Annotated in this window: 12 protein-coding genes; 3 read left to right on the plus strand and 9 right to left on the minus strand. The window is 40.3% G+C overall.

Going from position 1 to position 12304, the window contains the following annotated elements:
- Positions 1 to 102 precede the first annotated feature (102 nt).
- Both Q0H92_RS05475 and Q0H92_RS05480 read left to right on the plus strand, forming a co-directional pair.
- On the plus strand, positions 103 to 1515 hold the full coding sequence (locus Q0H92_RS05475; protein WP_296012735.1) for a GGDEF domain-containing phosphodiesterase: 1413 nt from the start codon (positions 103 to 105) through the stop codon (positions 1513 to 1515).
- Between the two features lie 166 nt (positions 1516 to 1681).
- Positions 1682 to 2974, plus strand: a complete 1293-nt coding sequence (locus tag Q0H92_RS05480) for a glucose-1-phosphate adenylyltransferase (protein ID WP_296012737.1) — start codon at positions 1682 to 1684, stop codon at positions 2972 to 2974.
- A gap of 104 nt (positions 2975 to 3078) precedes the next feature.
- Here the strand turns inward: Q0H92_RS05480 and rho are convergent, their stop codons facing one another.
- From rho to Q0H92_RS05525, 9 genes are all read right to left on the minus strand, one after another.
- Complete coding sequence (gene rho / locus Q0H92_RS05485) at positions 3079 to 4845, minus strand: transcription termination factor Rho (protein ID WP_296012739.1); 1767 nt, start codon at positions 4843 to 4845, stop codon at positions 3079 to 3081.
- 248 nt (positions 4846 to 5093) lie between these two features.
- A complete protein-coding gene (locus Q0H92_RS05490; protein WP_295796277.1) occupies positions 5094 to 5510 on the minus strand; it encodes a polymer-forming cytoskeletal protein in 417 nt (138 codons plus the stop codon).
- 36 nt (positions 5511 to 5546) lie between these two features.
- The gene (locus tag Q0H92_RS05495; protein ID WP_013701596.1) at positions 5547 to 5873 is read right to left on the minus strand and encodes an HU family DNA-binding protein; all 327 of its coding nucleotides are present in this window, start codon (positions 5871 to 5873) and stop codon (positions 5547 to 5549) included.
- A gap of 51 nt (positions 5874 to 5924) precedes the next feature.
- Positions 5925 to 6203 carry a 30S ribosomal protein S20 gene (gene rpsT / locus Q0H92_RS05500; RefSeq protein WP_013701597.1) on the minus strand — a complete coding sequence of 93 codons (279 nt, stop codon included), beginning with the start codon at positions 6201 to 6203 and terminating at the stop codon, positions 5925 to 5927.
- Positions 6204 to 6254: 51 nt separating this feature from the next.
- A complete protein-coding gene (locus Q0H92_RS05505; RefSeq protein ID WP_013701598.1) occupies positions 6255 to 6428 on the minus strand; it encodes a hypothetical protein in 174 nt (57 codons plus the stop codon).
- Between the two features lie 237 nt (positions 6429 to 6665).
- Positions 6666 to 7430 (minus strand): lysophospholipid acyltransferase family protein, encoded by a 765-nt coding sequence (locus Q0H92_RS05510; RefSeq protein ID WP_296012743.1) that lies wholly within the window; start codon positions 7428 to 7430, stop codon positions 6666 to 6668.
- A gap of 27 nt (positions 7431 to 7457) precedes the next feature.
- The gene (locus tag Q0H92_RS05515; RefSeq protein WP_296012745.1) at positions 7458 to 9470 is read right to left on the minus strand and encodes a glycosyl hydrolase 53 family protein; all 2013 of its coding nucleotides are present in this window, start codon (positions 9468 to 9470) and stop codon (positions 7458 to 7460) included.
- A 152-nt stretch (positions 9471 to 9622) separates the two neighbouring features.
- On the minus strand, positions 9623 to 11269 hold the full coding sequence (locus Q0H92_RS05520; protein ID WP_296012747.1) for an SPOR domain-containing protein: 1647 nt from the start codon (positions 11267 to 11269) through the stop codon (positions 9623 to 9625).
- Between the two features lie 7 nt (positions 11270 to 11276).
- Positions 11277 to 11780 (minus strand): hypothetical protein, encoded by a 504-nt coding sequence (locus tag Q0H92_RS05525; protein ID WP_296012749.1) that lies wholly within the window; start codon positions 11778 to 11780, stop codon positions 11277 to 11279.
- A 215-nt stretch (positions 11781 to 11995) separates the two neighbouring features.
- On the opposite strand from Q0H92_RS05525, the gene Q0H92_RS05530 reads away from it, so the two are divergent.
- Positions 11996 to 12226 (plus strand): hypothetical protein, encoded by a 231-nt coding sequence (locus Q0H92_RS05530; RefSeq protein ID WP_296012751.1) that lies wholly within the window; start codon positions 11996 to 11998, stop codon positions 12224 to 12226.
- Positions 12227 to 12304 lie beyond the last annotated feature (78 nt).

Below are 12304 nucleotides of genomic sequence, written 5' to 3' on the forward strand. Positions count from 1 at the left end.
GCCGAAAACATCGCGCATTTTAAACAAAATTTTTCTTGTTTTTTGAAGAATTGCAGTTTATACTTTATTCATTCTACTTAAACTTTTTACGAGATTATAAAAATGTACAGTCCACGTTTTGCCGCAATGATTTTAATTTTTTTTGCTACGCTGATTTGCTTCGTAATAGCTCTTCTTCTGCTGATTCTGCATAAAAAAAGCTACATGATTGAACATGACAACATAACAGGGCTTCCCGCATACAGCCAGTTTGAAACCGATGCAAAAAAGCTTCTGAAAAATGCGCTTCCAAACGAATACATGATTCTTTCGCTTAATGCGGACAACTTTAGAATCATAAACGACACTTACGGAATTCTCTGCGGAAATGAAATTCTAAAGCTTCTTGGAAAACATTTTGCCTCCCAATGCGGAAAAAATGAATTTGTGTGCAGGTTTTACGCAGACAATTTTGTTTTCCTTATAAAAAACATGGAATTTTTCTGGGACATAGAAGAGCGCGTCTACAACATGACAAATGTGGACAATATCGTAAAAAATTATCTTCCTCCAAAATACCAGTTTACATTCAGCGCAAGCATTTACCGCATAGAAAATCCGCTAGACGACATAGAATCCATGATAGACAAGGCGAATCTAGCCCAAAAACTCTACAAAAACAATTTTGCAACCCACAGAGTAATCGAATATACAAGCGAGCTGAAAGATTCCCACAACTGGAACAGAGAAATAACGCTTTCTATGGAAGAAGCTTTTGAAAACAAGGAATTTGAAGTTTTTTACCAGCCAAAGTTCAAGTTTGAGGACGAAACTGTAATCGGCGCTGAAGCTCTTATAAGATGGAACAATCCACGCAAAGGTTTTCTTTCGCCTGCAAAATTCATTCCGCTTTTTGAAGACAACGGTTTTATAGAAAAAATCGATAAATTTGTTCTGAACAGAGTCTGCCTTTTCCTTGAAGAATGGAACAAAACTCCAGAAAGCAAAAGCCAGCCGCTTACAATTTCATTTAATTTAAGCCGCTACAATCTTTACAACCCGAATTTAATCAGCGAGCTGAAGCAAATTTCACGTAGCTACGACATCGGCGACAACAAAATAGAAGTCGAGCTTACAGAAAGAATCATGATAGACAATCCGAGCCGCCTTATAAAAATAATGAGCGAAATAAAAAAAGCCGGATTTTCTGTTTCCGTAGATGATTTTGGCGCAGGATATTCTTCGCTGAACCTTTTAAAGAATATGCCGGCTGATGTAATAAAGCTGGACAAGGAATTTCTTTCGTCCCAAGAAGAAAACAAAAATCAAAAGGAAAGAATTATCATAACTTCTGTAATTGAAATGGCGAAAAAGCTCAACATAACAACGGTTGCCGAAGGAGTCGAAACAAAAGACCAGTGCGAAATGCTGAAAACAAGCGGCTGCGACATCGCCCAGGGATTCTACTACGCCAAGCCGATGCAGGAAAAACTGTTCAAGGAATTTCTTGGAATGAAAGAAAAGCAGACTGTTTAACTTTTTGCGGAATCAGCTAAAAAAAATGATTTTTTTGGAAGTTTCGTATAATAAAATCAAGATATTTTGTTGCAAAATTCAGAAAGTGATTTATAATATTTGAAAGAATATTTCAAAAAATTTGGGTGCGAATCTCAATTTTTAACAAGCGGAGGAATTTAATAATATGGCTTTGAAAAACAAAGAAGAACCAAGAGTTCTTGCAATCATTTTGGGCGGAGGAAAAGGAACAAGGCTCTACCCTCTTACAAAAGAAAGATCCAAACCAGCGGTTCCTTTTGGCGGAAAATATAGAATTGTTGATATTCCTATTTCAAACTGCATCAACTCTGGCTACAAAAAAATCTATCTTTTGACACAGTTCAACTCTGCATCGCTCCACCTTCACATAAACAATTCCTACAATTTCGACCGCTTTTCAGACGGATTTGTAGAAATTCTTGCGGCGGAACAGACTCTTGAGCATTCAGGCTGGTATGAAGGAACTGCTGACGCAGTGCGCAAAAATTTCGGGCATTTTAGAGTTCAGCGTCCGACACATTACATAATCCTTTCAGGCGACCAGCTTTACAAGATGAACCTCAAGGATTTTATGAACAAGCACATTGAAAGCGGCGCGGAAATCACAATCGCAGCAAAAGCCGTAAACCGCCGTGATGCTTCTGGATTTGGAATCATGCAGGTTGACGACACAAACCGCATTACAGCTTTCATGGAAAAACCAGCCGCAGACATGAACATTGACGCCTGGAAAATCCCAGAAAAATCAAGAGGAGACCTTCCTGCAAGCCTTGAATATCTGGCTTCAATGGGAATTTACATTTTCAACGCTTCAACAATGGAAGAGCTTTTAAGCAATGACAAAACTGACTTTGGAAAAGAAATTATTCCAATGGCAATAAAGTCAAAGCAGGTCAATAGCTACATTTTCAACGACTACTGGGAAGACATCGGAACAATCCGCTCATTCTATGAAGCCACATTGGATCTTACAAATCCTGTTCCAAATTTCAACCTTTACGAAGAAGACAAGCCGATTTACACACAAATGCGCAATCTTCCGCCAAGCAAAATCAACAACGCAAACATGACTGCGACACTTGCAAGCGAAGGCTGCGTAATCGAATATTCACGCGTGCAAAAATCTGTAATAGGAATCCGCTCAATAATTAATGAAGGCTGCGACCTGAACGGCGTTGTAATGATGGGCGCGGACTTCTACGAAAGCGAAGAGGACAAGGCTGAAAACAAAAAGAAGAAAATTCCAGATCTTGGAATCGGAAAGAACTGCAAAATCAACAAAGCAATCATTGATAAAAATGCCCACATTGGAAACAACTGCTGCATAAACATCAATGGAAAAACTTATGAAGATGGAGACCACGGTTTGTTCTATAGTTCAGACGGAATCATCGTTATCAGAAAAGGCGCAGTTATTCCAGACGGAACAGTAATTTAAAAAAAAGAAGGCTGTCATTGGACAGCCCCACTTTATATTGCACGGGATTTTATAAAGAAAGTGCCAAAATTGCACAAAAACATCTTTATAAAACCGTGCTTTTTTTATTCTTCAGACAAACCGCCCGGATTCATTGACGCAAGGAAAGCTTCATTGTCCTTTGTCTTCCGCATCTTGTCGCGGATAAGCTCAAGCATATCGGCATCATCCATAGGATTAAGAACTTTGCGAAGAATCCACATACGCTGAAGTTCAGCTTCAGAAAGCAAAAGCTCTTCTTTTCTTGTGCCTGATTTTTTAATGTTAATTGCCGGAAACAATCTGCGCTCAGCAAGTTTTCTGTCAAGATCGATTTCGCTGTTGCCAGTTCCCTTGAACTCTTCAAAAATAACTTCATCCATGCGACTTCCAGTTTCAATGAGCGAAGTTGAAATTATTGTAAGAGAACCGCCCTCTTCCACATTTCTAGCCGCGCCAAAAAATCTCTTTGGCTTATGAAGCGCATTCGAATCAACACCGCCGGAAAGAACTTTTCCAGAAGTCGGAACAGTCTGGTTGTATGCGCGGGCAAGACGAGTTATAGAATCAAGGAAAATGACAACATCGCGCTTATGCTCAACAAGGCGTTTTGCTTTTTCCAAAACCATTTCAGCAACCTGAACATGGCGAGTCGCCTGCTCATCAAAAGTTGAAGAAATAACTTCCGCATGAATAGAACGCTCCATTTCCGTAACTTCTTCCGGACGCTCGTCAATAAGAAGTACAATCAAGTAAACTTCCGGATTATTTACAGTTATGGCATTTGCAATTTTCTGCATCAGCGTTGTTTTTCCGGCCTTTGGAGGAGCAACAATCAAAAGACGCTGGCCTTTTCCAATCGGAACAAAAAGATCAACAATGCGTGTGCTAAGTTCTGTTGAAACTGTTTCAAGCCGAAGTTTTTCGTTAGGATAAAGCGGCGTAAGGTTTTCAAAAGGAACACGAGTCTGCGCAACATAAGGATCTTCAAAATTCACAGTTTCAATGCGTAAAAGCGCAAAGAATTTTTCGCCTTCTTTTGGACTTCTTGTCTGGCCGTAAATCGTGTCGCCAGTTTTCAAGTTGAACAAGCGGATTTGGCTTGGCGAAATATAAATGTCATCAGGTCCAGGAAGATAAGAGTTCTGCGGACTTCTAAGAAAGCCATAGCCGTCAGGAAGAATTTCCAAAGCACCGGAAGCAAAAATAATTCCGCCGTGTTCCGTATGCGCGCGTAAAATAGAAAAAATCAAATCCTGCTTTTTCATAGGAGCCATTTCATCAGCAGAAATTCCGTACTGAACGCCAAGCTCTCTAAGTTCCGGCATACTTTTTTTTGTAAGGTCATTAATCAAAAGACGCGGCTTTGATTCATATTCCTCTGGATTTTCAATTTTCTGGGCAGCCTGAACAGCCTCTAGCCTAGCCTGAAGATTTTTCTCATAGTTTGTGTTGTTATAACGGTTATTGTTGTAGCGGCGGTTTCCGTAGCGGTTGTTGCCGTTCCATCTTCTATTGTCATAACGCTGGCGAGGCACATAATGCTCTTCATGCGCTGAATCTGAATTCGATTCTGAAACTTCATGGTGTGATTGAGTTTGCGGCTCTGAAGAAGATTCAGCTGCAACAGAATCATTTTCCTGCGGTTCAGAAGAAGGCTGCTCTGAATTTTCCGATGATTCTTCTTGTTCAGATGATTTTTTCACTATCCGACGTCTTCTTACTTTAGGAGGATTTTTTGCCTCGTCTGATTCTGTAGATTCAGGATTTTCATTTCCTTCCAACTGGCTTGCGGTTTCTTCTGTCTGAATTTCCGCTGCTTCATCTGAATTACGGCGTTTTATAATTGCCATAGATTACTCCAAAATAGGCATCCCAAAAGAAATGGCATGTCGTTTTTATATGCAAGAACTGCAATAATTTTTATGATTTTTAATTTCAAAAAAGCCAGAATAAAAACTTCCAGCATATTTTATAAAAAACCCAGCAAAAGGGCATTTTTGATAAATTTTCGGAAAAATAAAAGAAATAAAATTACTAATAAACAGTTTTATTTTAATCTTACTACTGCACTTTTGTCAATAAAAATTAATTTTGAAAATTATCTAGCTTCATTTGACTGCATAATAAGTGAATTTTTATATTCTTCCGAAGCAACAGAAAAAATATCAGAGGCAGGAATTTCATCAATCATGGAAATTTTTCCTTCAAATTCCACTCCGTCAGAAATACGAAGCCTTGCAGCTTTTAAATCTCCGTGAACCTTGCTTCCATCACAAAGTTCTATACGGTCTTTTGCTTCTATATCTCCAGTTATTTTTCCTGAAACAACAATTGAATTTGCGCTCATTTTGTCAACATCGCAAACCGCAGTTTTTTCAATTTCAAGATTGCCAGATGCGTTTATTGTTCCATGAAATTTGCCAGTAATAACAAGATTGTCTGAAAATTCCAACACACCGTCGAATTCAGTCTCTTGTCCAAATACTGTTAAATTTCCAGCGGAAAATCCTGACATCAGCACACCTCTTGAATCTTAAAAATGGAAAAGATTTTAATTCTGTTCATTGGAAACTTCGCTCACAGGCAAATCCCATAAAGCTTTTTTTAATTCCTGACCAGAACGGAAAGCGACAACATAATGAGGAGCAACAGAAAGCTGCTGTCCTGTTTTTGGATTGCGGGCATTTTGCCTTCCTTTGCGAAGCCGCGCCTCAAACGTTCCAAAACCGCGCAATTCAATTGTATTACCATCTTTTAGAACTTCCTTCATCTGATCAAAAAGATTTTCCATGATGGTCTGAACTGCAAGCTTTTCGTATTTTGTATTTTGATAAACAGCTTCCAGCAAATCGTTTTTTGTAACTTTTTTTGAAGACATTCCAATACCACAAACAAAAGGATGCTGTTTTTTAACAACATCCTTCAAAGTTTATTTTGCAGCTGCAAAAGTTACATTGTAAAGAACAGCCATGCGGCTCTTTTTGCGTGCGCAGGCATTGAGTTTTATTACACCCTTGCGGTATGCATTGTCAAGCTCTGAATGAAGAACCTTGAGTTTTTCCTGAGCAAGAGGCTGATCCTTTTTAAGGATAGCTTCCATGTATTTCTTCAAGCTTGTATGTACTCTAGACTTAACTGCCTTGTTGCGCATTCTGCGAACTTCGCTCTGTGCGTGTCTTTTTTCTGCAGATGTTTTCTTTACTGACACAGGATACCTCCGAATAAATTCCTATGAAAATACCGTTTACGGCTTTGATTTTTATTTAAAATCTTTAGGTCTGCGCTCAATGCGTTTGCATTTCTGGCATTCTGCAAGATTCTTGAGTTTTCCGTTCTCAAAAAAAGTCTTCATTACAATTTCACCGCCGCAATCTGGGCAAATAAATTTCTGTGTTGCAACAGTTGTACGAGAGTTCTTACTGGCTCCGGCCATCGTCTTCCTCCATAGTAGATTTGCAGCTTTCCATAAAACCGAAAGCTTTTTTTTATTTGAAAGAAACAGCGGCGATTCAAAATGGATGAACCTTAGAAACAACCACAGATTTCTTTATATGTTCTAGAAATATACACAATTTAACATTCGTGTGTCAAGAACAGAACAGCAATTCTAAGCAAAATAAAACTACAAATATCCAAATTTTCAGCATAAAATCACTGAAAAAACTCAAAATTACACAACTGAAGAAGCAACTGGAAGTTTTCTCCATTCTTCAAGCTGATTTTTTATAAGCTCCCGGGATTCTTCAAGGATTCGCTTTTCCTCTTCTTTTGTTTCAGGGAAAGGATAAACCTTTAGAACTTTTACGCGGTACGAGCCTTTGTGAAGATTCCTAAAAAGAGAATTGAGCCTTGAAATCTGCCAGCCGCCGTCAAGAGCGCAAACTGCGACAGGAAGCTTAGTGCTTTCAACCAGCCGTCTGAATCCAGCCGCATAAAACTGGCCAACATTTCCGTCGCGGGTTCTTGTTCCTTCCGGGAAAATTACAGGAATCTGCTTTTTTTGCAAAACCCGGGAGGCAAAGCTATCTATGGAAGACATTGCAACAGAAGGGCTTCCGTGGCGGGGAATCATGCAGTGTCCTTGAGTTTTCAGCATTTTTCCGACCATCGGAACAGAGCCAAGAGTGTCTTTTGCGACAAACCGCGCTTTTTTTCCGCCGAAATACTTTAGATAAACAACGATGTCAAAAAGGCTTTGGTGGTTGGAAATCACAACAAACTGTTCTGGAAGTAATTTCAAATTTTCCTTGTCGCCAAGAAACTGAAATTTTCTATACAATTTTAAAATTGCAAAAACAACTCTTGCACACCGGCAAGTTATGTAATCAGACCAAAAGAGGGCTGCTTTCCTGCTGAAAGGATAAACAAGGCAAAGCATAAACGTAGGAAAAACAACCTCTCCAAGGCAAATCAAAAGTGTAATAAATCCAAGCATGGTCTGATTATAGCAAGGCTTTTTTTATTATTCAACAAGGAGCAAGTTAACGTCGTCCATTACAAGCCAAGCGCCGTTAGCACCCGAAGCAGCGTCAAATTCAGCTTTTATGAGCGCGCCGACAGTTATTGACTCAGTTGAATCGTCAAGCTCGATTACAGGAAGCTCCGCTTTAAAGAATTTTTTCCAAGTGTTTGGAATTGTAACATCGCAAGTGAATTCTTTTTTGCCTCCGTCTTTTTTCTGAACAACAGCCTTGAAAACTGTTCCGCTAGGATTTTTTATTCCAGTTCCCTCAAAATGCGCAAAGCACTTGTATTTTCCGGCTGAAAATTCTTTTACAGTCTGGGAAACCGTGAATTCAAAATTGTCTTTTTCCCATGCGGTAAAGTAGCAGACGCCTTCTTTTGCATTCTGGTTGTTCTTGTCAATTTTTGGAGTTCCTTTTCCAAGCGGATTTTCAACAGTCCAGCCAGTAAGGTCGCCGCTTTCAAAGCTTCCGTTTACAAGGAAATTGCTTGCGGTAACATTTACAGTGCATTCAGCCTTTCCGCCTTTTTTAAGCTTGCCAGGAATTTTGTATTCGCCAAAGTCAGGCTTTCCAGTTACAGCTTTTGCGGCAGCTGCGTCCCATTCAACAGGCTCGTCTTTTACAGAACCGTCATTGTAAACAACTTTTACAGTTTTCGGCAATTCTTCCTGCTTTCCGTAGGCGAATTCAACACGAGGATTTTCCACGCGGATTACATTCAGCTTGCCTTTTGAACCTGTGCGCGCATATTTGAACACATTGATTGAATCAAGGCATTTTCCGTCAAAGTCAAAGAAAGCCTGATTGTCCCAAGTGCCGCCGTTTCTTGCAGAGCGAACTTCCTTGTCGTATTCAGCAGCATAAGAAGAAGCCCAGCCGCAGCCGTATTTTTCCCATGCCTTAAAATTTCCTTCAAGAACAGACTGTGCATCCGGTGCTTCAGGCTTATAATGGCAAACAGGAATCCATGCAGGCTCCCAATAGAAAACGCCAACGCCTTTTTTTACAGAAGCAACAGCCGAAATTACATCCCTGACTGCGACAGCCTGGCCTTCAACAGAGAACGGATAGTCAAATTCCTGCTCCGAAGACATTCCAGACACAACGTTTCCGAATCCGTCGCCGTCATCATTTGTAAACGGATATGAAGTTTCCGCGACCATAACTTTTTTGTTGTAAATATTCGAAAGTTTTTTCAAAGTGACAGAAAGTTTTCCGGCTTCTCCGTGCCAGAAAGGATAATATGAAGTTGCAAAAATGTCGTAGTCAACATTGAATTTTTCAAGCAGCCCCGCCCTTTTTTCCAAATATCCTTCAGAAAGCGGATCTGTGTAATGAACAACAATCTGAATGTTTTTGTCAAAGTTTCTTACAGCCTTGCATCCGGCTCCAACCAAAGCCAAAACTTTGTCATCGTACATTTCACCGCACATTCCATTGTTGATTTCGTTTCCAACCTGAACCATTGTAACTTTTACGCCGGCAGACTTTAGTTTTTCCAAGCTTTCAGTTGTAAATTTTGACAACGCGGCTTCTTTTTCATCGAATGTCATGTTTTTCCAGGCTTTTGGAACTGACTGCTTGTTCGGGTCAGCCCAGAAATCCGAATAATGAAAATCAATTAAAACGCCAAGACCTGCATCAGTTGCTCTTTTTCCGATTTTTACAGCAGTTTCAATATCGTTGTTTCCGCCGCCGTAGCCGTTTCCGTTCGCATCAAAAGGATTGTTCCACACACGGATTCTAACGCAATTCGCGCCGCCCATTTTCAAAAGCTCAAGCAAATCAGCCTTTTTTCCGTTCGCATCGTAAAAAACACCGCCGGCATTTTCCACGGAAATCATGGACGAAACATCAACGCCCATAACAAAATCATCAGCAATATTTTCAACAGGAAGAACTGTTATGTTTGCTGAACCGCGGTTTTTTGTAGAAATTCCGCAGGCCGCAAGTGAAAGAACTGAAGCACAAACAACTGCCGCTCTAACGCATTTTCCAAAAATCTTCATAAAACCTCCAATTTTTTATACAAGTTATCAACACGAGTTGACTTTATTATATATCACCTTTTTTAAGAAAGCAAACATTTTTTTTATTTAAAACAAAAAAAGCGGAAAATCCACAAACGGGACTTCCGCCTTTATTTTATTTGCAAAACAAATTATCTTTTTCTGACAAATGCGTCCTTGAATCCTGCATCCTTGAACTTTGCAAGAACCGCGCCGTATTCGTCCACAGAAAGAGGTCCGACAAGAACACGGTAATTTTTTCCAGCAGGAATAAGCGAAACAGGATATTTTGAATACTTAACAAGAAGATTCTCAATATTCTTAATGTTTCCCATTGTCGCAATCTGAATATAGTAACAGTTTTTTTCAAGCGCACTTTCAGAAGAAACCACGTGATTCTGAATATTTACAGGATATTCAGTCTGCAAAGGTTCAGGTTCTGATTTTTTTTCTTCTGGAACAGATTCAACTGGTACAATTTCAATCGGCTCATCTTCCGAAGCAACTGCAGAAGGCTCTGGAGATTCCGGCTCGGAAGGAACAAGAATAATCGGAGCATAATCACTGCTTTCAGTTTCTTCGCTAGATTGAATCTCTGGTTCAACTTGAGCTTCAGGCTCTGCAGCAGGTTCTTCCACAACCTCATCTGGCTCTGAAACTTCTTCCGCTTGTTTTTCTTCCGCAGCAGAATCATCTTCAATTGGAGAAGGCTCTTCTACAGTTATGGCTTCTTCTTCAATTTCATCTTCCGCAGGAGCTTCCGCCTCTTTCTCTGGCTGAGGCTCTTCAACAATCACAGGCTCCGCATTTTCTTCTTCTGGCGAATCTTCTGTTTCCTCTTCGATTGGAGCTGGCTCTTCAACCGTAACAGCTTCCGCTTCACTTTCTTCCGCAGGAGACGGCTGCTCAACTGCTTCTTTTGACTCAAGGAATCCGTCTTCTATGCTTTCATAGTCTTCGTAAGGTTCTTCTGAAACATTTTCCGCAGAAGACTCTTCATCGTCTTGTGGAACTTCGCATTCTTCTATTGGAGCCGGAGCTTCAACAACTACAGGCTCTGTTTCTTCTTCAGCTGATTCAACGGAAGGCTCTTCGTCCGCGGCGGCTTCTTCAACTGGCTCTGCAGCAAGTTTTTCCACATCTGAAAAATCATCTTCATTTTCAGAATTACTTTCTTCCGCAGGAATTTCTTCTTCCGCAGGAATTTCTTCTTCCGCAGAATTTTCATCTTCTACAGCCGCGACCTCAGCATTTTCTTCCTCGCCGTTGTCTTCCGTGTCCGCAATCAAAGGAACACCAGCAACCGCAACAGGAGTAACTTCCGCGGCAACAGCGGCAGTTTCAGCAGGCTGACTGGCAACTTCTGGCTCGGCTTGAACAGCAGGCGCAGACGGAGTTTCCTCAGTCTCTTCTTTTTCAGCTGGCAAAGTTTTTTCATCAAGAACCGCATTTCCTGAAACTGTCTCGTCAAAATATCCTGAGCGAGGGGCAAGCTTTACCTTTACACCTGAATTCCGCTCTATTCCAAGGCTTTTCGCAGACTCTTCTGAAATAAGAATGGCAATTCCGCCTGAAGCGTCCAAAGTGCCAAGGTTCAGAATCTGCAAAGTGATTCCAGTGTTCGGATTTGTAATTGAAACGCTGTCTCCCGGAAGATAACCGGCAGCTTTTCCAAAATATCCGGCCGGAAGCTCATCCTTGCCGGCAACTTCAATCACGCCTTCAATCGATGCGCTTGAGTCGGCAAAAATGAAAACGGAAATCAACAAAAATAAAATTCCAGATAAAAACTTTTTCATACGTCCCCTACCTACGGATGATTTTATATATATCGTCTGCTATTCCAAAAGCAAAATCGGAAAGTCCCTTGCGCTTGTCCTTGAACTGGCTTGAAGCAGGAGGAACTTTTTTTCCGCTCCCCAGAACCGCCCCAGAGCCGACATTCAGAACTTTATACGAAAGGCTTGAGAGATTCGCAAGAAGGTCAGCGTCAGGATTCGTCGAATTTGAAGAGCTGAAATCCGCTGTAAGCTCTACAAAATAATCAACGCCGCCTTCCCAAGCCTCCTGTCTGGACTTTTCAAAAAAAGAAGCGTCATTTTCCACGCTGTCAGAAGCAATGGCCGGAGAATTTGAAATTATGATTCCCTTTCCGAAGAAAAAGTCAAACAAGCCTTCCTCAATAACGTAGGAAGAACTTCTAATTTCCGAATCCCCGTGCTGGACAATCTGAAAAGCGACAGAAACTGCATTCGCGCAGAAAGCCGCACAGACAACGATGAACAGCAGAGCCAGCCTCTTGAATCTCATAGGAAAACCTCTTTTTTCTAACTGAAAAGCCGCAAACGGCACTCTCAATTATTCATCGGCTTTTTTAGGCTTGAGTTTAGGTATTTTTAAGAAAGAGACATTGCTACTTGATATTGTCGTACCTTGCTACCTGTCATTGCCTGACTTGATCGGGCAATCCCTTTTGACACAAGATTATCGGGTCAAGCCCGATAATGATAGTAAAATACCAAAGAATGAAAGGAAAAGCAAAAGGAAATGATGATTTTATGCAGAAAAAAAGAATTTTATGCAGGAAAATGAATAAAAGCTCTGGAATACTGCATATTCGCCAAGAATATCTTCTATTCTTCAATTTTTATGCAAAATTCTCAAGAATATTGTATACTCCTCAAGAAAATTTAATATTCCAGAAGAATATACAGCATTCTTCAATATTTATACATATTCCTGAAGAAAATGAATAAAATTACAAGAATATTAAATATTCCCAAAGAATTCGCCATATTCCTCAGGAATATTTAAATTTCCAGAAAACAGCTGTC

Origin of the sequence: uncultured Treponema sp. (genome assembly GCF_934725225.1) — a bacterium.
GTDB lineage: Bacteria > Spirochaetota > Spirochaetia > Treponematales > Treponemataceae > Treponema_D.